Annotated in this window: 20 protein-coding genes and 1 pseudogene; 11 read left to right on the forward strand and 10 right to left on the reverse strand. The window is 71.0% G+C overall.

Annotation, left to right across the window (positions count from 1 at the left end; genetic code table 11):
- Positions 1-83 precede the first annotated feature (83 nt).
- Both RKD23_RS01740 and RKD23_RS01745 read right to left on the reverse strand, forming a co-directional pair.
- Positions 84-671: an anthranilate synthase component II gene (locus RKD23_RS01740; protein WP_424851921.1), complete on the reverse strand. Its 588-nt coding sequence runs from the start codon at positions 669-671 to the stop codon at positions 84-86.
- The gene (locus RKD23_RS01745; protein WP_424851922.1) at positions 668-2,137 is read right to left on the reverse strand and encodes an anthranilate synthase component I family protein; all 1,470 of its coding nucleotides are present in this window, start codon (positions 2,135-2,137) and stop codon (positions 668-670) included. The genes RKD23_RS01740 and RKD23_RS01745 overlap by 4 nt, the downstream gene beginning before the upstream one ends.
- A gap of 434 nt (positions 2,138-2,571) precedes the next feature.
- Between RKD23_RS01745 and RKD23_RS01750 the strand changes: the two genes are divergently transcribed.
- The gene (locus RKD23_RS01750; RefSeq protein ID WP_424858138.1) at positions 2,572-3,954 is read left to right on the forward strand and encodes a PLP-dependent aminotransferase family protein; all 1,383 of its coding nucleotides are present in this window, start codon (positions 2,572-2,574) and stop codon (positions 3,952-3,954) included.
- On the opposite strand, the gene RKD23_RS01755 is transcribed toward RKD23_RS01750, so the two are convergent.
- On the reverse strand, positions 3,935-4,177 hold the full coding sequence (locus tag RKD23_RS01755; protein ID WP_424851923.1) for an EF-hand domain-containing protein: 243 nt from the start codon (positions 4,175-4,177) through the stop codon (positions 3,935-3,937). The genes RKD23_RS01750 and RKD23_RS01755 overlap by 20 nt on opposite strands.
- Before the next feature lie 208 nt (positions 4,178-4,385).
- On the opposite strand from RKD23_RS01755, the gene RKD23_RS01760 reads away from it, so the two are divergent.
- Genes RKD23_RS01760 through RKD23_RS01775 form a run of 4 tightly spaced genes read left to right on the forward strand, consistent with a single transcriptional unit; the run spans position 4,386 to position 15,410 of the window.
- Positions 4,386-6,323 (forward strand): DUF6603 domain-containing protein, encoded by a 1,938-nt coding sequence (locus RKD23_RS01760; protein WP_424851924.1) that lies wholly within the window; start codon positions 4,386-4,388, stop codon positions 6,321-6,323.
- Positions 6,323-9,148, forward strand: a complete 2,826-nt coding sequence (locus RKD23_RS01765) for a hypothetical protein (protein WP_424851925.1) — start codon at positions 6,323-6,325, stop codon at positions 9,146-9,148. The genes RKD23_RS01760 and RKD23_RS01765 overlap by 1 nt, the downstream gene beginning before the upstream one ends.
- Entirely contained in the window at positions 9,145-13,731 is a 4,587-nt protein-coding gene (locus RKD23_RS01770) for a hypothetical protein (RefSeq protein WP_424851926.1), read from the forward strand. The genes RKD23_RS01765 and RKD23_RS01770 overlap by 4 nt, the downstream gene beginning before the upstream one ends.
- Entirely contained in the window at positions 13,728-15,410 is a 1,683-nt protein-coding gene (locus RKD23_RS01775) for a hypothetical protein (protein ID WP_424851927.1), read from the forward strand. Before RKD23_RS01770 ends, RKD23_RS01775 begins: the two co-directional genes overlap by 4 nt.
- Positions 15,411-15,440: 30 nt before the next feature.
- Here RKD23_RS01775 and RKD23_RS01780 read toward each other — a convergent pair whose 3' ends face one another.
- The 3 genes from RKD23_RS01780 to RKD23_RS01790 form a co-directional block, all read right to left on the reverse strand.
- On the reverse strand, positions 15,441-16,163 hold the full coding sequence (locus RKD23_RS01780; protein ID WP_424851928.1) for an SMI1/KNR4 family protein: 723 nt from the start codon (positions 16,161-16,163) through the stop codon (positions 15,441-15,443).
- A gap of 64 nt (positions 16,164-16,227) precedes the next feature.
- On the reverse strand, positions 16,228-17,115 hold the full coding sequence (locus RKD23_RS01785) for an alpha/beta hydrolase fold domain-containing protein (protein ID WP_424851929.1): 888 nt from the start codon (positions 17,113-17,115) through the stop codon (positions 16,228-16,230).
- Entirely contained in the window at positions 17,112-17,669 is a 558-nt protein-coding gene (locus RKD23_RS01790; RefSeq protein ID WP_424851930.1) for a quercetin 2,3-dioxygenase, read from the reverse strand. The genes RKD23_RS01785 and RKD23_RS01790 overlap by 4 nt, the downstream gene beginning before the upstream one ends.
- Before the next feature lie 106 nt (positions 17,670-17,775).
- Here RKD23_RS01790 and RKD23_RS01795 point away from each other — a divergent pair, with 106 nt between their 5' ends.
- Both RKD23_RS01795 and RKD23_RS01800 read left to right on the forward strand, forming a co-directional pair.
- Positions 17,776-18,216: a MarR family winged helix-turn-helix transcriptional regulator gene (locus tag RKD23_RS01795; RefSeq protein ID WP_424851931.1), complete on the forward strand. Its 441-nt coding sequence runs from the start codon at positions 17,776-17,778 to the stop codon at positions 18,214-18,216.
- A 150-nt stretch (positions 18,217-18,366) separates the two neighbouring features.
- Complete coding sequence (locus RKD23_RS01800; RefSeq protein ID WP_424851932.1) at positions 18,367-19,479, forward strand: ABC transporter substrate-binding protein; 1,113 nt, start codon at positions 18,367-18,369, stop codon at positions 19,477-19,479.
- A 64-nt stretch (positions 19,480-19,543) separates the two neighbouring features.
- Here RKD23_RS01800 and RKD23_RS01805 read toward each other — a convergent pair whose 3' ends face one another.
- Positions 19,544-20,539, reverse strand: coding sequence for a helix-turn-helix domain-containing protein (locus RKD23_RS01805; protein WP_424851933.1), 996 nt, complete (start codon positions 20,537-20,539; stop codon positions 19,544-19,546).
- A 160-nt stretch (positions 20,540-20,699) separates the two neighbouring features.
- Between RKD23_RS01805 and RKD23_RS01810 the strand changes: the two genes are divergently transcribed.
- From RKD23_RS01810 to RKD23_RS01825, 4 genes and pseudogenes are all read left to right on the forward strand, one after another.
- Positions 20,700-21,008 carry a hypothetical protein gene (locus tag RKD23_RS01810; RefSeq protein WP_424851934.1) on the forward strand — a complete coding sequence of 103 codons (309 nt, stop codon included), beginning with the start codon at positions 20,700-20,702 and terminating at the stop codon, positions 21,006-21,008.
- Between the two features lie 247 nt (positions 21,009-21,255).
- Positions 21,256-21,465, forward strand: a complete 210-nt coding sequence (locus RKD23_RS01815; RefSeq protein ID WP_424851935.1) for a hypothetical protein — start codon at positions 21,256-21,258, stop codon at positions 21,463-21,465.
- A 367-nt stretch (positions 21,466-21,832) separates the two neighbouring features.
- Positions 21,833-22,333: pseudogene (locus RKD23_RS01820) on the forward strand (class I SAM-dependent methyltransferase); the annotation flags it as partial.
- Positions 22,334-22,509: 176 nt separating this feature from the next.
- On the forward strand, positions 22,510-22,788 hold the full coding sequence (locus tag RKD23_RS01825) for a GlsB/YeaQ/YmgE family stress response membrane protein (RefSeq protein WP_424851936.1): 279 nt from the start codon (positions 22,510-22,512) through the stop codon (positions 22,786-22,788).
- Between the two features lie 108 nt (positions 22,789-22,896).
- Here RKD23_RS01825 and RKD23_RS01830 read toward each other — a convergent pair whose 3' ends face one another.
- The 3 genes from RKD23_RS01830 to RKD23_RS01840 form a co-directional block, all read right to left on the reverse strand.
- Positions 22,897-23,832, reverse strand: coding sequence for a carbohydrate ABC transporter permease (locus tag RKD23_RS01830; RefSeq protein ID WP_424851937.1), 936 nt, complete (start codon positions 23,830-23,832; stop codon positions 22,897-22,899).
- Entirely contained in the window at positions 23,829-24,722 is an 894-nt protein-coding gene (locus tag RKD23_RS01835; RefSeq protein WP_424851938.1) for a carbohydrate ABC transporter permease, read from the reverse strand. The genes RKD23_RS01830 and RKD23_RS01835 overlap by 4 nt, the downstream gene beginning before the upstream one ends.
- 160 nt (positions 24,723-24,882) lie before the next feature.
- A complete protein-coding gene (locus tag RKD23_RS01840; protein WP_424851939.1) occupies positions 24,883-26,196 on the reverse strand; it encodes an ABC transporter substrate-binding protein in 1,314 nt (437 codons plus the stop codon).
- Positions 26,197-26,208 lie beyond the last annotated feature (12 nt).

Below are 26,208 nucleotides of genomic sequence, written 5' to 3' on the forward strand. Positions count from 1 at the left end.
CTGTGACGGGGCGGGAGCGAATGCCGTCGCTCGGCGGCGGGGGTGGACGGCGCGAGGCGCGCCGTCGGCGGAGCGTGGTACGTCTACCGCAGGGCGGCGGTGGCCGCTTCGGCTCGTGCCAGGAAGTTGCGGAAGAGCCGCATCCCGTCCTGGGTCATGACGCTCTCCGGGTGGAACTGGACGCCTTCGACGTCCAGTTCCGCGTGGCGTACGCCCATCACACAGCCGTCGTCGGTGGACGTCGACGTGACCACGAGCGGCGCGGCGGGTTCCTGGATGACCAGGGAGTGGTAGCGGGTGACGGTCAGCGGGTGCGGGGCGCCCTCGAAGACGCCCTGTCCGTCGTGCTCGACGGGGCTGGTCTTGCCGTGCATGAGCCGTTCGGCCACGGCGATCCGCGCCCCGTAGGCGAGGCCGATCGCCTGGTGGCCCAGGCACACGCCGAGCAGCGGGACGCGTCCGGCGAAGGCGTGCACCAGCTCGACGTGCCCGGAGTCGGCCGGATGCCCGGGTCCCGGTCCGAGGACGACCGCGTCGGGCGCCGACGCCACCAGCGCCTCGGTCGAGCGGGTCCGCGAGCGCACCACCTCGGTCTGCGCGCCGAGGCTGAGCAGGTACTGGTCGATGATGTGGCTGAAGCTGTCGTACGCGTCCACGAGCAGGACCTTCATGCGAGCAGCTCCTCACCGGTCAGCGCCCAGTAGGCGGCGCTCATCTTGGCCAGCGTCTCGCGCCATTCGGCGGCCGGCTCGGAGTCCGCGACGACCCCGGCCGACGCCTGGGTGCTGTAGCGGTCCCCGTCGTGGACGACGGTGCGGATGCACAGCGCGAGGACCGCGAAGCCGCGTACGTCGACGAGGCCGAGCGCGCCGGCGTAGATGCCGCGGGGCTCCTCCTCGAGGTCGTTGATGATCTCCATGGCGCGCAGCTTGGGCGCGCCGGTCATGGTGCCCGCGGGGAAGGTCGCGCAGATCGACGCCCAGACGTCGAGGCCGTCGCGGACCCGGCCGGAGACGGTCGACACCAGGTGGTGGACGTAGGCGAAGGGTTCCACCTCCATCATCGTGTCGACGCGCAGCGTGTCCGGCACGCACACCCGGCCGATGTCGTTGCGGCACAGGTCGACCAGCATGACGTGCTCGGCCTGTTCCTTGGCGCTCGCGCGCAGTTCCGCGACCCGGCGGGCGTCCTCGGCGGGGTCGGCGGCCCGGGGCGTGGTGCCCGCGATGGGCCGCATCGAGATGTCGCCGTCCTTGATGCGCACGAACAGCTCGGGGCTGGCCCCGATGACCGTGCGGCCCGCCCAGGGCACGAGGTACATGTACGGGGAGGGGTTGCGGTGGCTCAGCCGCCGGTACACCTGAATGGGCGTCAGTTCGGTTTCCACGTCGACGCGGTGGCCGATCTGGATCTGGTAGCTGTCACCGATTCCGATGTGCTCCAGGCACCGTCGGGCGCGAGCGGTGAACGTCTCCTCGTCCACCGTGTCGCGCACCGAACGAGGGCTCGGCGCGTCCGGGACCGCCGACCGTGTGGTGCCCAGGGACCGCGCACGGTCCATGGCCGCCCGCAGGTCCGGGGCCGTGCCGTCGAGCTGGGGCCCCTGGGCGGCGAGATGGCGCACTCCGCCGTCGCGCAGGTCGTACCAGACGGTGTCCTGGAAGAGGGTCAGCGTGCACCGCGGCAGGCCGGATGCGGTCTGCTGAGCAGGCAGTTCCTCCATCGCCCAGGCCGCCTCGTAGGACAGGGCGGTGAGGAATCCGAAGGCGAAGGTGCCGGTGGGCACGTCGGTGTCGAGGTCGAACGCGTCCTGTGCCGCGCGCAGCACCCGCCACACCGTGTCCGGTCCGGCCAGGGGCCAGCTGCGGGTGTCGTCGACGTGTGTCGGTGTCCGGCCGGCGGCGGCCGAGACGGCGGCGGTGAGCGCCTCGCCGAGCACTCCAGGGGCGATGAGGTCCACGTGGTCGGCGTAGACGCGCAGTTCGGCCAGCCGTCCACAGCCGACGGCGGCGAAGTGCCGGTCCTGGTCGGGGCCGTCGAGGCTCTCGAAGAGATAGACGTCGTCCGGCGTCCGGATGGCGGACAATTCCTGGTAGAGATGGAGGGCGTCGACGTAAGGAAGCTCGTCCGACGTCACCCGTACCGCAATTTTTTCCGTCAGGGCGTTTTCTTCGGGCACTTCCGAAGCCGGATCGGCCCCTGTGGACGCGAAAGGCCCCCGATTGCCTGATTCATGCGACAACGCCGCAGCCGATTGCACCGAAACCAATGACACAACGCTTGCCTTTCGATCTCAAGGACCGCAGGGGCGTCGAGGAATAGGTCCCCCGTACCGCGGGAGCGCGCCCCTTCGCCGGGCACAGCACCGCACTTCGCACGCCCCGACCCGCAACGGCCGGTTCCCCCCTGCCGCACCGGCCACCGGGTCTGAGAGTGGCCGAATGCGCGTGCGAGGCAACTCCATCAAATGTTTGAATGCTCCGGCCATACCACTTCGACCCTTCGAGAGGAGACCACTTGTCACGCCACATCGCGCTCACGGTGGAACGGGATTCTCGGATTCCGCTGGCCATGCAATTGCGGGACTCCCTCCGAAATTTGGTTGAGAGTGAAACATTAAAGCCTGGAACCCGCATACCCTCCACCCGTCAGCTCGCCGTCGACATCGGCGTGTCCCGCAGCGTGGTGGTCGAGGCGTACGACCAGCTGACGGCCGAGGGATACCTGACGAGCCGCCGCGGTTCGGGCACGTGCGTCGCCGAGCACACCGGCGCGAAGACAGGCGCCTCCGCCCTCGCTCCCCTCGCCGAGGAACCGGCCCCGGACGCCCGATGGGACCTGCGCACGGGCACGTCCAACACCATCGACTTCCCTCGCGCGGAGTGGCTCCGCTGCATGACCGCCGTCATCAACGAGGCGGGCCACCAGGAGCTCGGGTACGCCCCGCTCGCCGGAGTCCCGCACGCCCGGCACGTGTTGACCGGCTATCTCGGCCGGGTCCGCGGAGTGCGCAACCGGCCCGAGGACCTGATGATCACCTCCGGCTTCGCCCAGGGCCTGGCACTGGTCTGCCGGGTCCTGCTCGATCGCGGGCACACCACCCTGGCGGTCGAGGACCCCGGCCACCCCGGCGAACGCGAGTTCATCGCCACATCGGGGCTGCGGCCCATCGGCATCCCCGTCGACGCGGACGGCCTCGATGTCGAACGCCTCGAGGCGAGCGCCGCACGGGCCGTACTGGTCACGCCCGCCAACCAGTTCCCCACCGGCGTACGTCTCAGCCGCGAACGCCGCGCGCAGCTCGTCGCCTGGGCACGCAAGGTCGGCGGCTGCATCCTGGAGGACGACTTCGACAGCGGCCTGCTGGACACCGCCGACCGGCCACCCGCCCTGCAGAGCCTCGCACCGGACCGCGTCGTCTACGCGGGCAGCGCCAGCAAGACCCTCGCCCCGGCACTGCGGCTCGGCTGGCTGGTGGGCCCCTCCGACTTCATGGCCTCCGTCGAGCACGTACGTGCCGGCTGGGACATCGGCTGCTCCGGCCTCGAACAGCTCGCCTTCGCCCGTTTCATCGACACCGGCGCCTTCGACCGCCACCAGCGCAGACTCCGCACCGAGTTCCGCCGCCGCCGTCGGACCGTACGCGCCCAACTCGACACCCAACTCCCCGGCGCCTGGCTCCTGAGCGGCCCCGGCGGCCTCCAGGCCTACATCCGGCTCCCACCCCACATCGACGAACAGTCCCTCGTCCGCGCCGCCCGCCACCGCTCGGTGCTCCTGCGCGGCGGCCGCCACTATGCCGCGTCCACCGCCGCGAGTCCCCCGGCACTCGTCATCAGCTACGCGACGGCCAACTGCACGGCGTTGTCGCGCAGTTTGGGTGAGGTGGGGGTGGCTTATCGGGAGCAGTCGGAACGCCGGGAAGAGCCGGACATCAGCCGAAGAACGACTTGAACTCGGTCAGGCTGATCCTCCTGTCGCCGTCCGTGTCGGCACCGCGGACGAAGTCGACGAGCTTCATGCCCTGAATGGTGGTGTCGTGGGCCTGTCCGTAGGCCCTCAGCTCCCGCAGTCGGATTTCTCCGTCCCCGTCCGTGTCGATCTCCGTGAAGAGGGCCTCGGCTTCGGTATCGGTCAGCTTGTCCACTGTTCGTCCCTCGTTTCCTGTTCTGGTCATCGCTTCACCATTCCGACGCTATAGGTGTAAAGGTCCGCATACCCACTCGGATTACACCCGACGGGCGGCGGGACGTCTGCGCCAGGCAGCCGCGAGTCCTTGCGGGATGACGTCGCGATGACGTCGCGATGACGCCCCTTCCGTAGCTTGATACGAGGCGCTTCCCCTGGACGGTCCTGTCCGGGAACCGCTGACGGCGAGGTATGACATGGGCGGCATCTTCGGACTCGATCTGGCAGGGCTGGCGGTCGACCCGACGAAACTGGAGATCGACACCACCCTGCCTCCGGTGCGACTGCGCGGTCGGCTGGAACGCCGGCAGCCCGATGCCTACTCCGGTGTGCTGAGCGCGGCTGTGCCGGCCACGACGGTGACCGCCTTCGGGCAACTGGACCTCGCCGCACCGGGCGGCCCGGCGTTCATCGCGTTGATCGGCGCCGTCTTCCCCCCGCCCGGCCTCCAGCTCGGCCTCGGCTTCTCCCTCAGCGGCGTGGGCGGCGTGGTGGGCGTCAACAAGGCGGTGAACCAGGACGCCCTTATCGCCGCCATCGCCGATGGCACGGCCGCCGAGCTGCTGTTTCCCCCCGACCCCGTGGCCGCGGCACAGCGGGTCGTGCCCCGGCTGCCTGCGCTGTTCCCCACCGCACCCGGGCGCGCCGTCGTCGGGCCGATGTTCCAGGTCTCCTGGGGCGGACGGCTCGTCTCCCTCTCGGCGGCCGTCGTGGCCGAGCTTCCGGATCCCGTACGGCTGTCACTGCTCGGAGTGCTCCGGGTCTCGGTGCCCGACCCGGCGGTGCCGCTGATCCACCTCCAGGCCACCTTTGCCGGACAGTACGACAGCGCCGAGCCCAGCGCGCTGCTGATGGCGAGCCTCACCGGCTCGCACATGGCGGGGGTACCGCTCGAAGGGGACGTCGTACTGCTCAGCCGGGGCAGCCCCGACCCGGTGTTGGTCCTGAGCGCGGGCGGCTTCCACCCGGCGTACCCGGTCCCGCGGGGCGTGCCCGCGCTGCGCCGGCTGACCATGAACCTCTCGCCGCTGCCGTGGATGCAGCTGCGCTGTCAGGCGTACGTCGCGATCACCAGCAACACTCTCCAGTTCGGGGCCCGGATCTCCCTGGTCGCCGAGATCGCCGACTGCGGGCTGCGCGGCCAGTTCGGGCTCGACGTACTGATCCGCCGGGAACCCACCCTGTCGTTCACCGCCGACATGCGTGGCTCGGTGTCCGTCGAGGTGTTCGGGGAGACGCTGCTCGGCATCGCCTTCTCGCTCACGCTGGAAGGGCCCGCGCCCTGGCACGCGGTCGGGCGCGGAAGCATCGACCTGTTCCTGTTCAGCGCCTCCTTCGACTTCGACGAGCGCTGGGGCAATCCCCCGCCCGCCGTGCCGGCCGAGCCCGCGGACCTGCGAGGCAGGCTCGAGAAGGCGTTCGCCCGCCCTGAGGCGTGGAGCGCCATGCCGCCCGGCAAGGGCGAGTACCTGCCCGTGCTGCTGTCCCCGGCCGCCAACCGGCTGATCGGCGACGGCAGCCTGGTCCATCCGCACGGCACCATCGTCGCGCGGCAGCGTGTCCTGCCCTTCGGGGTCGACATCGAGCGCTTCGGCCCGTCGGTGGTCGAGCCCGCCGAGCACTGGGACATCGGCTCCTCCACCCTCGGCGGAGCGGACGCCGACGACGGGCCGACCGTGGACTCCTTCGCCCCCGGCCAGTTCCGAAAGCTCAGCGAGGACGAGCAGATGACCCGCCCCGCGTACGAGACCTACCGCTCGGGCAGGCGCTTCTCGGCCGACATCTCCGAGCCGGAGAACGACGCGTTCGTCAGGGCCACGCTGGCCTGGGAGACGAGGGTGGTCCCGGACCCCCGTCCGCAGCGGCCCCTGGACCTGCTGCGGTTCATGCGCATCGCCGCGCTCGCGGACGCCGAGGACCTGGCCGTCGCGACCTCCGTACGGGATCCGCGCTGGTGGCAGACCCAGCTCACCCTTCTCGTGACCGACCGGGCGCCGATCGCCGCGGTGTCGACCTGGTCCATGGCGCCCGTCGAGACGGACGCCGGGCCGACGCCCACGGACGCGGAGCTGCGCCTGCGCTGCGGCGCTCTGGCCGGCGTACGGGCCGTCGAAGCCTGGGAGGTGGGCACCTGATGGCCGAGGAGTTGGAGTTCGCCCCGTACATGCAGAGCTCGATCGGCGCGGCGCTCAGCAGCACCGTGCCCGACGGGCCGGCCCTGATCAGCCCCGAACTCACCCTCCTCGGGCCCGACCAGGAGGTGACGGTCCGGCCACCGCTCGGGGACCTGCGGATGCTCGGGCCGGAAGGCGTCATCGGAATCGACACCCGGCGCGTCCTACGGGTAGACCCGCCGCCCGGCATCCAGGACACCGAGCCGAACTACATGCCCTGCATCGAGTTCGACGCACCCGAACTGCCGTGGCTGTTCACGCCCGCGCGCGCCGACGGCGGCAGGCTGCGCCCCTGGCTGGTCCTGGTCGCCCTGGAGACCGCCGCGCACCCGCTGCAGAGCGGTCGCGCGCTGCCGTTCGTGGACGTGGACACAGCCGCCCTTCCGTCGCTGGGGCAGTCCTGGCAGTGGGCCCACGTGCAACGCCCGGCGGGCCGGTCGGAGCCGCTGACCTCGCGGCTGCTGTGTCCACTGCGGCTGAGGTCGAACATCGACTACACCGCCTGTGTCGTGCCGGCCTTCCAAGGCGGTGTCGTGGCCGGGCTCACCGGCGGGCTCACCGACGCCGAACCGCACGGCGACGCCTGGTGGCCGGGCCAGGGCGTCGTCCGGCTGCCCGTGTACCACAGCTGGCAGTTCCGTACCGGCGAGGCGGGCGACTTCGAGCAACTCGCCACCGCGATCGTCCCGTTGTCGCCCGAGGAGAGCGCCCTGCTGGCGGGGCGGACCGTCGACATCACCGAGCCCTGGCTGTACGACGATCCGCTCGCCTCCGACGGGCCACCCGGCACCCGGCAGACCATCACCGTGCAAGGCGCGCTCCAGCTGGTCGACACTCCCGAGGACGAAGGGGCGGAGACCGCCCTGGCCGACTTCGAGGAGCGGGTCGCCGTGTACCTCGACCGAGGCAGGGAGGGCGTGGTCGCCCCGCCCCTGTACGGCGGCCATCCGGCCGTACGCGACCGGCTCGACGACCATCTCATGGGGTGGCTCGAAGAGCTCAATCTCGATCCGGAGACCCGGATCGCGGCCTCCCTCGGCGCCGGCTGGGTGCGGGACAACCAGGAGTGGCTGATGGCCGGGGCGTGGAACCAGATCGGAGCCGTCCGAGACGCCAACCGGCTGCTCAACCGCACCGCATTCTGCACCGCGGTGTCCGGGTCCGTGCACCGGCGCCATGTGCAGCCGCTCGCGCCGGACGAGACACTCGGATTCGCCGCCCCCACACGCGACCGCGTCCGTACCGACAGCGGGCTGCCGCTGAAGACGGAGGTCGCAGTCAGCCCCGCCCCGAACGAGCTGGTCGCGCCCGCTCTGCGGCGGCTGCTGCGGCGCCGGGGACCCCTGGCCCGGCACGCGGGCCTCGACGGTGAGTCGTACGCACGTCGCACGCTCAGCGGCGAGCTGCTGCCGCCGCTGCCGACGGCGATGGTGACCCGCTCCACGCAACCGGAGCCGATGGAAGGCGAGGACGCGAACGAACTCAACGCCGTGGTGAGCAATGCGGTGCGCGCCACCGGTGAGGTGCGTGACGCAGAGCGAATCAGGCTTCTGTCGGCCATGGCCCCCTCGGCCATGGCGAACGGCTTCGACACCCAGGCGGGCGCGATCACCGCGCTCCTGGAAGGTCCGGCCGCCACCCTCGCGGCGGCCCCCGAGCCGGAGGAGGAGCCTCTCACCGGGGCGACGCGGCTGTTCCGGGCCCTGTCCGTAGCCGGCCCGGAGAACCTGGTCGGGGACGTGTCCTCGGCCTTCGCCGTGCGGCCCCCGGACGCCGTCATGACGCTCGTCGACCCCGACACCGCGCTGGCGCCGACCGCCTCGATGACCGACGACCCCGGGACACACATCCTGGAGTTCGGCGTGCCCGTCGACGCGGACACGATGAACAGCCGCCTCACCGAGGCCCTCGACCCCGCCCCCCTGCTCTCGGCCAGGCTGGACAGCCAGATCGTCAGCCTGTCGGACGACGACACGTTCACCATGCCCGAAGCGCCGGGCGAACCCATCATGGCCACCCCCGACTTCGCCGCGCCCATGGCCCTGGCCCTGCAGAACGACATCCCCGACTGGTTCCTGCCGGGCTCGGCGACGATCCCCGACGACCGGGCCGTGCTCCTCCAGGCGAACGCGCCCTTCATCGCCTCCTTCATGGTCGGCGTGAACGACGAGATGAATCGCGAGATGCGCTGGCGCGAGTACCCCACCGACCTGCGCGGCAGCCCCTTCACCCACTTCTGGCCCCGTCCGGACGGCGCGCCGGACGTCCCGCCGGTGCACAGCTGGGTCCGGGAGAAGGGACTCGGCTACCAACTCTCGGAGGGCGCCGGCGACGTCGACGTCCTGCTCATCCGGGGCCGCCTCGTGAACCGGTATCCCAACCTGCTCGTCGCCGCCGTACCGGCGTCGTCGGTGAGCGATGCCGACGACCTCGCCGAGGGCACGTGGCAGCACCCGAAGATGGTGCTCACCCTGGACGAGCGGACGGTCGCCTACACCTTCGTGCTGGACGGGGACATCCACGACTGGTGGTTCGTGCTCGCCGAGAACAGTTACCGGATGCGCTTCGGGTTCGACACCACTTCCGACCGCTATGAGCACTGGTCGGACCTCACCTGGCGGGAGGTCCCGGAAGGCGGCTTCGCCGATCTCTCCGTGGCGCCCACGACACCCGCGCAGGAGCAGCCACCGGATCGGTGGAACGCAGCCACGGTGGCGATGGTGTCCCTGCAGCGTCCCTTCAGGGTCCTGATGTCGGCCCGCAAACTGATCGGAGAGCCGCAGTGAGCGTCGACCTGGAAACGGCGCGGGCCCACCAGGAGGTCCGCGACGCCCGGATGGCCCGGGACCGGTCCCGCGCGGAACTGGCCATGTGCGTCAAGCGCATGCTGGCCGCAGATCCGGATCTGGGAGAACAACTCACGGTCGCGCAGGACGACGCAGCCGCGCAGGAGACGCGCCACGACGCCGCTCGCGAGGCCTACCGCGAACTGGCCTCCGCGGAACCCGGTCTCTGGGACGACGACAGCGGAGCCGACCCGCTGCTCCTCCTCCCGCTCCGCCTGGAGACGGTGTACCGCAACGACGGAGAGGCCGGCCTGGAGCTGATGATCCGCGCCTACCCCGACGACATCCACATCGACTCCCTCGATCCCACCCTCACGGCGGCCGAACGGACCGCCACCGAGGCGTACTGGCGCGAGGTGTGGGCCGCGGGCCCCCACTACGAGCGCCGTGAGAGCGCCTGGACGCGGCTCGTCACCGCCATCGGCCCCGGACGGGCCGCCTGGGCGGTGAAGGCGCTGCGGCCCAGCCGGACGGAGCCGCCGGACACGGAGACCCCGGCCGGCGTCACCGGGCCGTCACCGGAACCGTGGGAGGCGCAGCCGCAGATGCGTGAGGGCACCTGGACCCGGGCTGCGCACAGCTACGTGCTTCCCGACCGGCTGGTGTTCTCCGGCTACGAGGCCGACGACGACGATCAGCCCGTGCTGCTCTGGCGGGAGGAGGGCGCGTCCATCCCCGAGGTGCTCGACGTCGGCCCCGGCCCGGACTCGCCCGAGCCCCCCGCCTGGCTGAGCGACTTCGACGAGGCCGTCCGCGTGGGCATGGGAGTCAAAGTCCTCATCGAGGGCGAGATGCGGCCCGATTTCGCACTGGTCACCGTCACGGGCGTGCGGGGCGGAACCTCGGAGAACACCGAGGGGCTGATCGGCACCCTGCTCGACGCACACCGCTGCACCGACGGCCTGGCCGTGCTGCCCACCGGCACACCCACCAACAACACCGACGCCACCAGGTCCGCCTGGCGCACCCGCATGCCTCCGCCGACCCCCGAGGAGGCCGACGCGCAGGGCGCCGCCCTCGGCGACCTTCCCCCGGGAGATCCCCACGCCGCCGCCCGGATCGCCCTGGCCCTCGGTCCTGCCGCCGGACGCGTCGTGGCCGAGACCGCCGACGGTCTCGACCTGGACGACCACGACCTGCTCACGGAACTGCACGCGGCGATCGGCGCGATGGGCGCCGCGTCCACCAGGTGGCGTGCCTACGACGCCGACACCCCGGTGGATCTGGCCTTCCTCGTCTCGCACTTCATCGACCACGTGCGCGCCCGGGGCCAGTTGCCCACGCTGCGCGTCGGCCGACAGCCGTACGGCATCCTGCCCGCCACCTCGCTCGACCTGTGGCACGGCACCGAGGTCGACCCGCGGATCTTCGACCACATACAGGGGTTCCGGAGCTTCGCGGAGTCGGAGTCCTGGCGTGCGCCGAGTGTCGGCAGCCGGTTCGACCCCGACGAGGTCATCAACGACCTGCTGCACCGGCTGCCGGCCTCCCGCAGGGTGCGCTTCGTGCAGCAGGTGCCCGTCGACCCGCCCGTACTGCCCGTGCCCGACACCCCGGTCGGCGTCCCCACCAACAGCTATTTCGCCTGGCTGGAGCCACCTGACCTGGAGATCCCGCCGTTTCCCCTGGAGTTCTCCGTCGTCGACGAGGCATCACCGGAACTCCAGGAGCTGTTGAACGCCGGACCGCTCGGCACGCTCCACGGCGTCCTGCGCGGCGTCGGCGAGGCAATGGCCGAGCACGGCGACCCCTCGGCCGAGGTCCTCCAGCCGATGTTCGACCTGGCCCCTGCCTTCAAGGGGCTGCGCGACGGCCGGCTCGGGCTCTGGTACCACTTCGCCACCATCGTTCTGTACATGTACTACCAGCGGCTGCAGCAGCGCATACAGGCCGGTGGATCGCTGGAACCCGTCGTGAGCCTGCTGGACGATCAGGTGACGGTCCCCGACGGCACCGTTGCGGACCTGTTCGACTGGGCGGCTGTGGCCATCGACCGGCTCGTCATCGCCGAAGGCATGGCGTCCGGGGACCTGCCGCGGTTGGAGCGGCTGCTCTGCGAGGTGCTGGACACCCAGTCCCACCGCCTGGACGCGTGGATCACATCCGTCGCCTCGGCCCGGCTCGAACGGCAGCGCCGCGACCGCCCCGAGGGCACCCACCTCGGCGCGTACGGCTGGGTCACGGATCTGCACCCCCGGGGCTGGGAACCGCCGAGCGTGCCCACCGATCCGGAGGACGATGAGCTGGTGGCCGGACAGGACGGGGACGGGGAGGCCGGTGAAGAGGTCGCTGAAGGCGGTGAGGGGACACCTGAGGGCAGTGGCGAGGTGCCCGAGGGTGGTGACGAGATGCCCGAGGACGAAGAGGCCCGGAACGCCTGGCTCTTGGGCGGGATTCCCGCCGACACCGGAGAGCCCACCGGAGGCGACTCCGGTGAGGACAGGACGTCCGGGCAGAGCAACGACGGCTATCTCATGGCACCCTCCATGCACCAGGCCACCACCGCCGCCGTCCTGCGCTCGGGCTGGCTCAGCCACACCGACGACGAGGCCTTCTGCATCGACCTCAGGGCGAGCCGCGTGCGCAAGGCACTCGCCGTGGTGGACGGCATCCGGTCCGGCCAGACGCTCGGCGCGCTGCTGGGCTACCGGCTCGAGCGTGCGCTGCACGACGCTGACCTGGACCAGCTGATCAACGCGTTCCGCATGAGCTATCCCACGCCGCGCCTCGCCGATCCGGAAGCGCCGGGCAGCGAGGAGGCGCGTACGGCGACGGCCGCCCGCGACGTGGTCGACGGCCAGGCGTTGGTCGCCGACTTTCTGGCGAACGGCCGGGACCTCCAGAACCTGGAACCCCTCCGCTCCCAGCTCTCCGACGACCTCCTGCCTCTGCTGGACCAGGCTCTCCCGCTTGTCGACGAGGTGGCGGCCACCGTCGACGCCGTCGGCGACCTGCTGCTCGCCGAAAGCGTGCACCACCTCGTCGCGGGCAACCCGCTGCGCGCCGGCCAGGCCGCCGACGGCATCGCGCGCGGCGACAACCTCCCCCAGGACTTCGACGTACTGCGCACCCCGCGCGCCGCCGTCGACGTCACCCACCGCCTCGGCCTGCTGACTCCCATGACCGGAACCGAGGGCTGGGCGGCGGACCGGCCGCTGGCTGCCCTCGATCCCGCCCTGGAGCGGTGGTGCCAGACCCGCCTCGGCCCTGCCTCGGGCTGGAGCTTCGCCTTCGGCGACCCGGACTCGCCCACCCCGGTCGGCCTGGCCGACCTCGGAGTCTGCGCGCTGGAGACGGTGCTCGGCGCGGGGCTCTTCGCCCACCGGGCGGACCAGGTATCCACCGCTCTGGGGGACCCGGGCGGCACCCTCGCACGGCGGCTCCTGCGTCAAGCACCCGCGGGCGCGGCGGTCACCGAGCCCGGAGCGGCGCGGTTCGCCGAACTGCAGCTGCTCTGCCAGGCGCTGGCCGATGTGCTGGCCGCCGGACGGCCTCTGCTCGTCACCGACCTGGACACCACGGCGGGCGCCGACTGGTCGGCTGACGACCTTCCCGAACTGGCGGCGCGGGTCACGGCGTGGCACACGGCGGTCACCTCCTCGCTCGCGGAACTGGACGAGGAGTTCGAGGAGTTGCCGGACACGGCGGACGCGGTGGTGCGCAGACTGGAGATCCTCGCCGGCCTCGGGGTGCCCAACGCCTGGCCGACGGCCGACGCCGAGCAGGTGGAGGCGCTGGGCGAGCAGGCGCGAGCGGTACTGGGCCGATTCCGGGCCGAGCCGCTGCCCCCGCTGCCGGGACCTCCGCCGCAGGATCCGTCGGCGGTGCTGGAATGGGTCACCCAGCTCCGTACGGCAGTCTCCTCGGTCTTCGGCCGGACGCTGCCGGTTCTGCCCGTGCTCCGCCTCGACGGCAGCGCCGCCGCGGCTGCGCTGACCGGCCCTGCCCCGCAGGGCGCCGACGAGGACGCGGTCGCGGACTGGCTGCTGGAGATGGAACGGGTCAGGCCGCAGGCCGGCGTCCTGGGTGACGCGCTGGCGGCCGCCGAGACACTGGCCGGCACGGCACCCTGCACCTCCGTCGTGGCCCAAGTGCCCACCGGGCAACCGTGGATCGCGCGCGGCCCGGCTCCCGTACCATCCCGTCGGCAGCCCGCCCCGCACCACTGTGCGGTGTTGCGCACCGACGGCACGCCCGATCCCGCCCGGATCGCCGGGCTGGTCGTGGACGCCTGGACCGAGACCGTGCCCGAGCCGGCAAGGGGTGACACCGCAGAGCAGGAGGAGCTGGGCGGGCTCGCCTTCCACTACAACCAGCCCGACGCACGCGCCCCGCAGGCACTGCTGCTGGCCTTGCCGCCCGACCCTCAGCGGGGCTGGCGGATGCAGGATGTCCACGCCGTCGTCGAGGAGACCTTCGCCCTGGCCCGGCTGCGGGGCATGGACCTCACCGACCTCTTCGCCCTGCGTGGGCTGCTGCCCGTGCAGTGGGTCAGGCCGGAGCATGGAGGGCTGCCGCTATGACCACCATGTTCAGGTACGAGCCCGTGCCACGTGACACCGGCATGGAGGAGGCGCTCGCCGCACGGACCGCCGACGCCGCGTGGTTCCTCGCCCGCCAGTACGGGTTCGGGGAGTTCCGGGGCGAGGACGCCGCCTCCCCGGTGTCGGTCTCGATCGCCCAGGAGACCCACCGGCTGGACCAATGGCGCAGCAGTGCCGAGGCCGACTGGCAGCCGTACGACTCGGCCACGACGGTGTTGGAGGAGCTGGTCGAACAGGAACCGGTGGAGGGTCCGGACGCCCGGCTGATGACGGCGGGCGCGCTGCGCTGGCGTCGGGCGCTGGCCGGCGCCGGACTTGTCGACCTGCTGCCGGCCTTCGCCCGGATCTGCCCCTTCGACGCCGAGGGCCCGCTAGCCCCGACCGGACTGTCCGCGGCCGTGCGCGACAGGCTGCCCGACCCGGTCGCCCTCGCTCCCTGGGCAGCGCGCCTGGCCGAGCACGACGAGACGGCCGCCAAGGAGTTCGACGCCCCCGAGACCGGCACGGCCCGCGAAGCCCTGGCCGCCGCGGCGGCAGCCTGGTTGTCCTGGTGGCAGGCGCGCGTGCCGGTGGTGGAGGAGGCCGAGGCGTCCCCGCCGCCCGATGCGTGGAACACCAAACGGCTGGAGTACGCGTTCGAGGTGTCCGCCTCCAGCCTGCCGGGCCTCGAACTGCGTGCGGAGGAATACCACGGCGGCCACCTCGACTGGTGGGCCGTGGACGCGCCGGACACCCAACTGCCGGTCGACGAGACCGCGATCAGGAGGGACGGCCGCAGAATCATCCCGACACCCGCGGTCTACGGCGGCATGCCGGTGTCCCGCTTCTGGGAGATGGAGGACGCCCGCATCGACTTCGGCTCCGTCGACGCCTCCCCGGCCGACCTGGGGCGGCTGATGCTCGTCGCTTTCGCCACGGTGTACAACAGCGACTGGTTCTGCATCCCGCTGCCGCTCGCCGTCGGATCCCTGAGCCGCGTCGTGGACTGCACCGTCACCGACGTGTTCGGCGACCGGACCCCCCTCTTCCACGCCACCGCCGACGACAGCGTCACCTGGAACCTCTACGGACTGGGCGACACGGCCTACGCATCGCGCGGCGCTCCTGACCTGTCCACCCCGCCCTCGCCCTGGATGTACCGCCCCGCCTCGCTGCCGCGCGGCCTGGAGAGCGCTCCGGTGGAGTCGGTGGTGCTGCTGCGTGACGAACAGGCCAACCTCGCCTGGGCCGTCGAGGAGTCCGTCGCCGACCGCGCCGGCGAGCGCGTCGACCGACACGAGCGCTGGACCACCACCGCCCGGCCACGCCCCGCGGCTGAACCCGGCGCCGCCCCGCGCTACTTGGTGACGACCGAAGTCCCCGCACACTGGTACCCGTTGGTGCCGGAGGTTCTCGCCGACATGGAGTCGATCCGCTTCCGCCTCACCGGTCTGCTCCGCGACGAGACCTACCCTCAGACGCCTCTGGGCCGTCTCCTGCGCGAGACGGACTGGCTGTTCGAGGAGGAGGTACCACGCTCCGGCATCCGAGTCGAGCGCAGTCGCCAGTTCACCCGGTGGCAGGACGGAGCACCGCACTCCTGGACCACGCGCCGCAAGGCGAGCGGCTCCGGCGGCGGGTCGAGCGGCTTGCGCTTCGACGTGTTGGACGAGCTCTAGACATTGCACAGTGCGCCGGCTCCCCCATGGTCAGCGACAGTCGTTGAGCCAATCCCCCGGGATCAGGTCCCGAACACGGTCGAGGTCGTCTGCCGTCCGGCCGCGGGCCAGGACGGCCGCGCCGTCGTCATCGCGTAGGAGGACGTCGTGGCCCAGGAACCAGCGGGTCTCCTCGCCGATGGGGTATGCAGGGAAGGGCAGTCGGACGAAGTTCGTCTCCAGCAGGTCGAGGCTGTCGCCGTCGGGGTCGAGGTAGTCGCAGAGCTCTTCGTCGGCCTGGAGGGACTCCGACAGGATGATCTCGACGAAGCAGAGGGAAAGGCGCTCCAGCCATTCCTCCCACCGCTCGGCGCTCTTGTCGGCGAGGTCGAGCCGGATGAGCACCGCGGGGTCGTCGTTCTGGAGGCTGTCGAGGAGGACGCCCCAGGATGCGGCTCCCTGGTTCTCATGGCGGAAGACCAGTGCCTCCTTGGCCTCGTCGACGTAGAGCTCCGCTGGGCTGAGCAGCACATCGTGGTTGCTGGTGAGATCCTGTCGGCGGCCGAACAGTCGATACGCCTCGCGCAGCGCCGCCGGCAGCCGGACGCCCAACCTCTCCTCGGCAGCGTCGAGTTCGGCTTCCGTCCATCCGTCGTCGTTTCCCAGCGCCGGGCCCGCCCAGTGGGCGGCGAAGCCCTGGATGAAGGCCCAAGCACCACTGCGGCCTTCGACGCCCCTGGCGAGCGACGCGGCGAGATCGAACCCTTGTGTCATGCCGGGACGATATCCGTTCCGCTCATCGGCCCTCTGGTCTCGCCGGCCGGACCGTATGCCTCCCTCACGTCACGAGGCGGCGCGTGAACGACAGAGAGCGGGTGAAGATCTCCTCCACCTGCGCGTCAGGGAGCCCGTGCCAGCCGTGGTCGGCGCCGGGTACCGTCCACAGTTCGACCGGCGATCCGGCCTCTTTCAGTGCAGCGGCCAGGGACTGGCTGTGTGAGCAGGCCACCATGGTGTCCTCCTCGCCGTGGACGAGGAGGAACGGAGGGGCGCCGGGGCGGACCTGGGCGAGTGGGCTCGCCGCGCGGGCGCGTTCCGGGGCGGCTGACGGGGCCGCGCCGAGCAGGAGTGCCTCGGGGGTGCCGGCGTCTTCGGGAGTGAACCAGCCCCGGGCGGCAGTCAGGTCGCTCGGTCCGTACCAGATCACGGCGCCGGCCGGCGACGGGGCGGAGCGGGACAGGGCGAGGAGTGAGGCGAGGTGTCCGCCGGCGGACTCGCCCCATACGACGGTCCGCGCGGTGTCGATCCCGAGCTCGGCGGAGCGCAGCGTCAGCCAGCGCAGGGCAGCGTGCAGATCGTCCAGCGGGGCGGGGAAGGTGGCCTCGCCGCTGAGGCGGTAGTCGACGCAGGCGACAGCGAGACCGGCGGCCGCGATGCGTGTGAAGGGGCCGGGACTCCAGTGGCGTGTGCGCATGCCCATGTCGTCGCGCCGCCCTCGTCGCCAGGCGCCGCCGTGCACGAACAGCACCAGGGGCAGGGGCTCGTCGCGGACGGTCTCGGGCAGCCACAGGTCGAGTTCCAGTGGACGGCTGCCTTCGAGGTTGCCGTAGGGAATGCCGCGCCGTTCGCGTACGCCGGGTTCGCGCGGTGTGCCGGGCGGCAGTGGAGCGTGGTCGGGGTGGGGTGCGCCGATGAGTTCCCGCAGTGCGGGTCCGCTGTCTGTCATCGCGTCCTCCACTGGTGGTCGGGCAGGAAGCGCACGTCGTACTGCTCGGGGACGCTGGCGAACTTGCGGGGTTCGGGGACGACCGGCTGGTGCGGCAGGCCCAGTTGCTCGGTGGGCGCGCCGAGGTTCTCGAAGAACCGCTCGAAGGTGCCGCCAGGACCGGCGGCGACGCCGACGACCTGGCTGTGATGGCGCTCCATGCGGTAGGCGTGCCGGCAGTTCTTCGGCACGAAGCCGAAGTCGCCGGGAAGGAGCAGCTTCTCCTGCTGGTCGCCCTCGGTGTCCTCGACGAACAGCCGGACGGCGCCGTGGGTGACGTAGAAGACCTCGTGGGTGTCGGTGTGCAGGTGCGCGGGGATGAGGTCGCCCTTGGGGCCCTCGACGGTGAAGAAGTTGAAGGTGTTCTCGGTCTGCTCCCCGCCCGCGTAGATCGTGATCAGGTCGCCGAACAGATGCGCGCGGTCGCCCTCGCCCTTCTCGATGAAGTACGGCTTGCCGGGCTCCGCGGGTATCCGTGAGGCCTGCCGGTAGCGGGTGGCGTACTCGATGGTCATGGGTTCTCCCGTGATCGGACTCCGCCAGGAATGTCAGGTAGCCTGACATGAGAAGGTGGGAGTGAGCAAGCGCTGGATTCGAGCCCGGCCCACCCGTGAGGATCAGATGCAGTCCACCACTCGCCGCAACCTTCCCCAGTTGCTCGGAGAGGCCCGGCGCTGGTTCGAAGAGGGGCTGCTGTCGGCCCTGGAAGCGGCCGGAGCGACGCCGGTGTCCCCGACGCAGGCGCAGCTCTTCGCCGTACTGGACGACGAGGGGACCACGGTCGCCGAGCTGGCCCGGCGCATGGGCGTCACCCGGCAGACCGCGCACCAGGCCGTACACGGTCTGGTCGCCACCGGACTGCTCGAGCAGATCCCCGACCCCGCCTCGGCCCGTCAGCGCCTGATCCGGCGCACCCCGGAGGGGGAACGCGCACATCGCCAGGCCGGCGTCATCCTGGAACGACTCGAGGAGCAACTCGCCGAGCGCATCGGCCGGGAAACCGTCGACGCTCTGCGGGCGACGCTGGAGACCTCATGGGGCCGGCCGCCCTCTCCGCGCTGAGCAGGGCGGCGCCATAACCCACTTGGTTTTTCCAAGCGACGTGGCTACGCTGCCGTTCCATGATCACAGCGGGAGGCGAGGCCGACCGTCGTGACGCTGGAGCACCTGACAGGCACCACCACTGATTCGTCATCCGGGAGATGCCAGGACATGCATACGCCACCCTCGTCGTCCGGCGCGGAGCGGACCGGCGGATCATCCGTTCGGATCGGTGCGCTCGTTCCGCTGACTCGGCCTGGCTGGGCCGAGGCGGGCCGGCAGGTGCTCGCCGGGCTCGAACTGGCCGTCGGTGAGGTCAATGACGGCGGCGGGATCGCCGGAAGGCCGCTGGAGCTGGTGGTCCGGGACACCGCGGCTGATCCGGAGAAGGCCGCGGCGGCCGTGGACGAACTGGCTCGACTGGGCGTGGCCGCCCTGGCCGGCGAGTATCACAGCGTCGTCGCTCGCGCCGCCGCCACCAGGGCCGACGCCCTCGGGGTGCCGTTCCTGTGCTCGTCGGCGGTTCTCGACGCGCTCACCGAACAGCCGACGCAATGGGTCGCGCGCCTCTCGCCGCCGCAGTCGCGCGGCTGGCGGGTCTTCGCGGACTTCCTGTTCGCCGCCGGCCACAGCCGTATCGCCGTAGCGGCCCAGCAGAGCGTGTACTGGGCGTCCGGAGCCCGCATCCTGCGGGACTGCCTCACTCCGCGCGGCGGCACCGTCGTCGAACTCGACGCGGGCGCGCTGTCCCCTTCGGCTCTGTGCGACGCGCTGGTCGACAGTCGCGCGACCGCCCTGCTCCTGCTGGTCGGCCATCCGGAGCCGGCCGTGCCGATCGTCCGGGCCGTGCGCCGCGACCCGCGCCTCGCCGAGGTCGTGATCGGTGCTCCGGCGGGGCAACCGGAGTTCGCCGAATGGGCGGCGCTGCTGGGCGACGACGGCGCCTCGATCCCGTTCCTGCGGTACCTGCCCGAGCGTCTCAGCCCTCTCGGCACACGGGCCGAGACCGCGCTCCGCGAAAAGCTGGGTGCGGCGCCTTCCTTCGTCGCCTTCGAGGGCTACGACACGATCGCCGTCCTCGCCGAACTGCTGCGCTCCCACGGCACGGACCGCGCCCGCACCGCCGCGTCCTGGCCGCGCGTCGCGGTCGAAGGCACCCGCGGGCGGATCGAGTTCACCCGCACGCCAGGCATCGGCGTCTGGCAGTGGGCTGCGACGCCGATCCAAGTCGTCGATCGGGATCCGGCACAACCCGATCGCTTCCGCGTCCTGCACACCGGCTGAGCGGACCGCAACGCGTCGACGCCCCTGTCAGCGGGCCGCTCCCCGGTGGTCCGCCCCCCTGCGGCTACGGCCGGACCGGTAGCCAGCCGCGCTGGACGGCGCGTACGCCGGCCTCGAAGCGGCTGCGGGCGTCGAGGCGGTCCATCAGTTCGGAGGCGATCCGGCGGGCCGTACGGTGGGACACCCCGAGCCGCTTGGCGATCGCCTCGTCGGTGTGGCCCTCGGCCAGCAGGCGCAGCGCGGCGGCCTGCTGGCCGGTCAGCCCGTTCGCGTCGGTCGGGACGGCCTGCCCGAGGGGCTGGGCGGAGTCCCAGGTGGTCTCGAAGAGCGCGCACAGCGCGGTGAGGGTGCCCTGCCCGGTCAGAAGGACCGCGCCCGCGGCGGTGTCGTCGCTGCTGACCGAGATCATGGCGACACGCCGGTCCATGATGATCATCCGCGTCGGCAGCGACGCCACCGTACGGATCTGACCGCCAAGCCCGGCCAGCCAGTTGGCGTGTTCGACGGAGGGCCGGTTGCCGCGCACGCTGTCGAGGTAGATCGTGCGCATGCGCACCCCGCGGCCGAGCAGGTCCTCGTTGAGCGGCCGCGACGCGGCCATGTTCTCCGCGGTCTGCGGCCCGCCGGGCGCGAAGGTCAGGAACTCCTCCTTCACCTCGCGCGTGAGGACGGCCAGCCGGTCACGGATCTGGTCGAGCCCGACCAGTTGCTCGACTCCGGGATGGCTGCTGGCCGGACGCAGTTCGGCGTACTCGGAGATGAGCTGGGCCGCTGCCGCCCGCGAGGCCTCCAGACGCTGCTGCTGGGCCGCGAGCTGGGCCTGCTGCCGGGCCATCAGGATCTCCATGCCGATGTCGGGCGAGACCGCCCGCAGCCGACCGGCGTCCCCGGCGGCGGGACGCACCAGGGCCAGCTCGCTCAGGGTGTCGAGGGCTCGGCGCAGTTCGTCCTCCGGCAGGCCCACGGCGTCGGCGAGGGCCGCGACACCGGCGGCCGGGTGTCTGAGCATGGCGCGGTACACCGTCTCGACGACGGGGTCGAGTCCGAGCGTGGTCAGCATGTGGGTCCCCCAGTTCCTGCACACACTACATCCCCTGTCTCACCGGGATCTTCGCAGAGGAGGCAGGTCGGTCACAGGGGCAGGACGGAACCGGCCGTGGACTCAAACGGCCATCTCCCGCAGCCACTTGACGCGCTGATCCGCTGAGACGCTGGAGCGCATGTACCTTGTCCACGCCCACCTGGAACTTCCCCCCGGTGAGGAACTGCCCTCGGACGTCGGCACATCGGTGCGGTCGGCGATCGTCCCCGACGACGGCATCGAGCACCTCGCCGTGCACCCCCGCTCCACCTCCAGACTCACGCTCGGGTTCTATCTCCTGGCCGACGGGATCGAGGAAGCGGAGGACCGGACCGTACGGGTCTGCGAGCGACTTCTGGGCGAAGTACGGGAGTTGGCCGGGGCACGGCTGACCGGCTCCGGCGTGCCGCTGGTGCCGCTGGCCTTCGAGTCGCAGACGGCGGACTGAACGGGGCCCGTCTGCCACGCAGCAGACGACCAACTGAACATGGCCCGTCCGGACGCAGCGGACGACGGACTGAACGCCGCCCCCGTCTGGACGCATCGGTCCAAGGCCCTTTCCGTCCATCCGTGAACTCTTCTCTCCGGCCTGCGCCGCGGCGAGTCTATGGATCACCGGCCAGGACGGCGCGTCACCGCGGGACGCGACGCCGGGCCGGTCACCGCACCTCGTCCCCGGATGGAACGGAACAGCCATGCCTCGCATCCCCGTCGCCAAGGCCGCCGCGGTCGCCTCTCTCCTCGTCGCCACGGTGATCGCCGCCCCGGCCGTCACGGCAGCGTCCGCGGCGGACACGGTCACAGCGTCCGGCGCCACCGCCACCGCCCCCGCCGACGCGGGCTGGCAGGTCACTCCCGAGGACGCGGGCTGGCAGGTCACCCCGGCGGACGCCGGCTGGCAGTGAGACGCCCTGCCGACTGGCCCGCCGCCGGAACCCACGCCGTCTCACCACAACTGACCCACGGGGGAACCCAAGTGAAGAACACCCGCGCCCACAGCCGTAGAGCCGCGGTCCTGCTGACCGCCACCGCCCTCGGCACCGGACTCCTCACCGCGACCGCTCCCACCGCCGACGCGGCCACCACCTGCTCGGGCGGCGTCAACATCTACGGCGTACTCGACGACGGCAGGCTGACGTTCAGCCAGATCAACCCGGCCACCGGAGACCCCGCCAAGGTGCTCGTCGGACCGGACCTCGGCTTCGAGCCGAAGGCGATGGCGACGCTCAACTTCAACACCGTACTGGTCACGTCGACTTCGGGCGCCCTCTACCGTGCGTGGCCGCCACTGCGGAAAGCCTCCCGTTCGAGGACCGGTCCTTCGACGCCGCGATGGCGGTCAGCACCGTTCATCACTGGCCGGACCCGGTCGCCGGGCTGCGCGAGATGCGGCGCGTGGCCCGCCGCGTGGTGGTGTTCACGTACGACGCCAGTACGCCCGGCTGGCTCGACCGGTTCTGGCTCACCCGCGACTACCTGCCCGAATTCGCCGGCCTTCTCACCGACTGGCCGTCCCTGGCCGACCTGACCCACGCGATCGGGGGCCGGGCGGAGCCGGTGCTCATCCCGTGGGACTGCGCCGACGGCTTCTTCGAGGCCCACTGGCGCCGGCCCGAGGCGTACCTGGACGAGCAGGTACGCCGCGCGGTGTCGGTGTGGACCAGAGTCGGGCCGCAGGCCGAGGAGCGGGCGGTGAACCGACTCCGCGACGACCTCTCCTGCGGCCGGTGGGCCGAACACAACCGCGACCTCATGGCCCTCGACGCGGCTGAGGCCTCCGCCTGCTCGTGGCCTGAACCGCGCACGCGATCCGGCGACTTCAGCGGCGAGATCGGCGAGATCGGCGACGGCGAGGCTGTCGTCGGCTCGTGAGGGGACGTTTGTACGAGCGCAGATGGTGCACACGATGAGCTGACACAGTCTTTGTACGACGAGACGGAGAGCGCACCATGGGCATCATCGCGTGGATCATCATCGGCCTGCTCGCCGGCGCCATCGCCAAGGCCATCATGCCGGGCAAGGACCCGGGCGGCATCATCATCACCATGCTCATCGGCGTCGCCGGCGGCCTGCTCGGCGGCTGGCTCGGCAAGGCGATCTTCGGCGTCGACTCCATCGACGGGTTCTTCGAACTCTCCACCTGGATCGCCGCGATCGTCGGCTCCCTCATCCTCCTCGCCCTCTACCGCTTCATCACCGGCAACCGGCACACGCACCGACACGCCTGACCCGCTGACGCCGGACACACCCAGGCACCTGCGAACGGCTCCCACCCCCGCGTGCGGGGAGGGAGCCGTCGGCGCATCCGGGGTCGTGCAGGCCCGCCCGTGCCGGGGCTACTTCACGGCGCCGGCGGTGAGGCCGCGGGTGAGGGTGCGCTGGAAGACGAGGAAGAAGACGATCATCGGGATGACGCCGAGGAGGGCGGCGGCGCTGAGCGCGGTGGGGTCGCTGGTGTACTGGCCCTGCATCACGGACAGGCCGAGGGGGACGGTCTGCTGGTCGTTGGAGATGAGCAGGACGAGGGGGTAGAGGAACTCGTTCCAGCTCCAGACGAAGAAGAACACGCACATCACCGACAGGGTGGGCCAGCTCATCGGCAGCACGATCCGCCACAGGATGGTCCAGCGGCCGGCGCCGTCGAGGGAGGCGGCCTCGATGAGTTCGCGGGGGAAGGTGCTGAAGACGGAGGAGAGCAGGTAGGTGCCGAAGGCGCTGTAGGTGATGCCCACCAGGATGGTGTAGCCGAGCTTGCCGTCGTAGAGGCCGGTCTCTTTGAAGAGGTAGTAGATGGGGTAGACCAGCCCCTCCTGCGGCAGGACGTTGACGCCGAGGAAGAAGACGAGGAAGGCCGTGCGCCATCGGACGCGGCCGATGCCTATCGCGTAGGCGTTGAAGAGCGCCAGGACGACGGCGATGACGACGACACCGAGGCTGATCTGGATGCTGTTGACCAGCTTCTGGCTGAAGTCGACGCGTTCCCAGACCTCTCCGATGACGCCCCAGTTCCACTGCTCGGGCCAGGACAAGGAGCCGTGGGCGCGGTAGTCCGCACTGGTCTTGAAGGAGTTGACCAGGATGATGGCGAAGGGTGCGAGGAAGGCGAGGACGAAGACGGTGACGGCGGCGACGACGGCGTAGGAGCCGATGCCGCGGCCGCCGGGCTTGCTCGTCCTGCGGCGCTTTTCGGGTGCGGCGGGTACCTGCGGCGCGGCTTTGTCGACGCCCGGTGTGGTGTCGATGGCGTCGTTGGCGTGGGTGATCATGGTCATCCGTCCTCGCGGGCCTGGCGGGTGAGCATGGTTCCCGCGATGACCAGCACGAGGAGGGTGATGGTGCTGGAGATCGCGGAGCCGTAGCCGACGTCGGCGCGTTCGAAGAAGTTCTGGTAGGCGAAGTACGCGGGGACGAGGGTGGAGTTGCCGGGTCCGCCACCGGTGAGGACGAAGATCTGCGCGAAGACCTTCAGCCCGGCGATGGTGGTGGTGACCAGGACGACGTAGACCTCGGGCCGCAGGATGGGGACGGTGATGCGGGTGAAGCGCTGCCACCAGTTCGCCCCGTCCAGGGCGGCAGCTTCGTACAGTTCGGGGTCGATGCGCTGCAGGCCGGACAGGAACAGCACCAGGGGGTAGCCGAGCTGCATCCAGACCAGGACGCCGAGGACGATCCACAGGGCGAGGTCGGGGTCGCCGAGCCAGTTCTGCTGCAGTGAGGACAGGCCGAGGGTGTCGAGGATGCTGTTGACGGCGCCTTCGGGGGCGAGGATCCAGCCCCACATCAGGCCGGTGACGGCGACGGGGATGACCTGGGGCAGGTAGAGGCCGGAGCGGAAGACGCTGACGACGCCGTCTCCGTGCTTCTTGCCGATGTAGTCGAAGAGCAGGGCGGCGAGGAACAGGCCGAGCAGGGTGGGCACGATCGCGATACCGACGATGACGAAGGCGATGTTGCGGAACGAGGCCCAGAAGTCGGCGTCCTGGAAGAGGCGGGTGTAGTTGTCCAGGCCGGTGAAGACAGGGGTGCCGATGCCCTGCCATGTGGTGAGGCTGTAGTAGAAGGTCATCACCAGCGGGACGACGAGGAAGAGCAGAGCGAGCAGCAGGCCTGGGGCGAGGAAGACGGCGTAGCCCGTGGACCGCCGGTGACGTGTGGTTTTCACGGTTGCTCCTAGGTGGGGCGGGACGGCGGCCCGGGCTGCCGGGGCGCCGTCCCCTGAACGACGCTGCATCGGGCGGGAGGTCCGGTCCGCGCGGAGTTGCGGGAGCGTCCCCCCGGGTGATGCGTGGGCGCGGCCCGTACGGTGTCCGGCCGCGGTGCGGTCAGGACCGCGTGGCGACGAAACTGTCGTAGGGCGCTTCGAGTTCGTCGAGGACGGTGTCGGGCTCGCTGCCGTTCATCAGGTTCTGGGTGGAGGCCAGCCACGTGTCGTAGTAGCCGGTCACGGGCCAGTCCGGGTAGAAGGCCAGGCCGTTGTCGGCCTGGTAGGTGTCGAAGGCGCTGATCAGCCCCTTCGCCTTGGGGTCGGTGACGGTGTCGGCCTTGGCGGCGAGGGGGACGCTGCCTTCCTGTCCGATCAGCTTCTGGATCTTGTCGGACATGGTGATGGCGATGAAGTCCTCGGCGAGCTTCTTGTTCTTCGCCCTGGTCGGAATCACCCAGTGGTTGCCGCCGGAGCCGAGGGTCTTCTCGCTGCCCGGGTAGGGGGCCGTGGACCAGGAGAAGTTCTTGATGTCGGTGCTCAGGCCGCCGAACCACCAGTTCCCGCCGACCATGATGGGCCGCTTCTGCGAGACGAACTGCTCGGTCATGTCGCTGCCCTTGAGACCGACGTCCTTCTTCTCGAAGTAGCCCTTGTCGAGCCACTCCTGGTACTTGTTCACCGCGTAGGTCATCTCCGGCCCGTGGAAGTCGACCTTGCCCTTGTAGAGCTGGTAGTCGTCCACCCAGGCGTCGGTGGCCCTGGACAGGGCGAGCAGGTAGAGCCAGTGGCCGGCGGGGTGGTCGTTGCCTGCGTTGGCGAGCGGTGTGATGCCGGCGGCCTTGAACTTCGCCAGCGCGGCCTCGAAGGTCTTGAAGTCGGTGGGCTTGGCTATGCCGTGCTTCTCGAACAGGTCGTCGTTGTAGTAGGTCAGGACGAACTCGCCGTAGTTCGGCACGCCGTACCACTTGTCGCCGCCCATCTCCCCCTTGGCGTCGTAGCGAGCGGTGACGGAGGCGCGCTCGCTGATCGCGGTGTCCCAGCCGTGTTCCTTCACGAACGGGGTGAGGTCGGTGAGCAGGCCCTGCTCGGCGAGCAGGCCGGTGGTGGCGTTGCCCTTGTTGTACTCCATGACGTCGGGCGCCTTGTCGGAGTTGAGGATCATGCCGGCGTTCTGCTGGACCTGGTCGAACGTCTTGCGTTCGAAGACGACCTTGACGTCGGGGTGGGTCTTCTTGAACTCGGCGATGGACGCGTCCCAGGCCTTGCTCAGGGCGCCGTCCTGCTGCTCGTAGTGCCACAGCCGCAGGGTCTTGCCGTCGCCCGCGCCGGTGCCGGATCCGCCGCAGGCGGTCAGCGGGGCCAGCAGAGCGAGAGTGGAGGCCGCGAGGAGGAGAGACCTGCTGCGGGCGGTGCGGGTGGGCGGGTTGTTCATGGCTGGTTCCTC

It is taken from the genome of Streptomyces sp. SAI-170 (assembly GCF_049739565.1).
GTDB lineage: Bacteria > Actinomycetota > Actinomycetes > Streptomycetales > Streptomycetaceae > Streptomyces.

Coding starts and splice junctions, on each gene's coding strand:
- RKD23_RS01810 (WP_424851934.1), top strand. CDS start 20,700: ATGTACCTTGTCCACGCCCACCTGGAACTTCCCCCCGGTGAGGAACTG.
- RKD23_RS01830 (WP_424851937.1), bottom strand. CDS start 23,832: ATGACCATGATCACCCACGCCAACGACGCCATCGACACCACACCGGGC.
- RKD23_RS01750 (WP_424858138.1), top strand. CDS start 2,572: ATGCAATTGCGGGACTCCCTCCGAAATTTGGTTGAGAGTGAAACATTA.
- RKD23_RS01805 (WP_424851933.1), bottom strand. CDS start 20,539: ATGCTGACCACGCTCGGACTCGACCCCGTCGTCGAGACGGTGTACCGC.
- RKD23_RS01760 (WP_424851924.1), top strand. CDS start 4,386: ATGGGCGGCATCTTCGGACTCGATCTGGCAGGGCTGGCGGTCGACCCG.
- RKD23_RS01775 (WP_424851927.1), top strand. CDS start 13,728: ATGACCACCATGTTCAGGTACGAGCCCGTGCCACGTGACACCGGCATG.
- RKD23_RS01800 (WP_424851932.1), top strand. CDS start 18,367: ATGCATACGCCACCCTCGTCGTCCGGCGCGGAGCGGACCGGCGGATCA.
- RKD23_RS01785 (WP_424851929.1), bottom strand. CDS start 17,115: ATGACAGACAGCGGACCCGCACTGCGGGAACTCATCGGCGCACCCCAC.
- RKD23_RS01825 (WP_424851936.1), top strand. CDS start 22,510: ATGGGCATCATCGCGTGGATCATCATCGGCCTGCTCGCCGGCGCCATC.
- RKD23_RS01795 (WP_424851931.1), top strand. CDS start 17,776: ATGCAGTCCACCACTCGCCGCAACCTTCCCCAGTTGCTCGGAGAGGCC.
- RKD23_RS01790 (WP_424851930.1), bottom strand. CDS start 17,669: ATGACCATCGAGTACGCCACCCGCTACCGGCAGGCCTCACGGATACCC.
- RKD23_RS01840 (WP_424851939.1), bottom strand. CDS start 26,196: ATGAACAACCCGCCCACCCGCACCGCCCGCAGCAGGTCTCTCCTCCTC.
- RKD23_RS01740 (WP_424851921.1), bottom strand. CDS start 671: ATGAAGGTCCTGCTCGTGGACGCGTACGACAGCTTCAGCCACATCATC.
- RKD23_RS01815 (WP_424851935.1), top strand. CDS start 21,256: ATGCCTCGCATCCCCGTCGCCAAGGCCGCCGCGGTCGCCTCTCTCCTC.
- RKD23_RS01780 (WP_424851928.1), bottom strand. CDS start 16,163: ATGACACAAGGGTTCGATCTCGCCGCGTCGCTCGCCAGGGGCGTCGAA.
- RKD23_RS01765 (WP_424851925.1), top strand. CDS start 6,323: ATGGCCGAGGAGTTGGAGTTCGCCCCGTACATGCAGAGCTCGATCGGC.
- RKD23_RS01755 (WP_424851923.1), bottom strand. CDS start 4,177: ATGACCAGAACAGGAAACGAGGGACGAACAGTGGACAAGCTGACCGAT.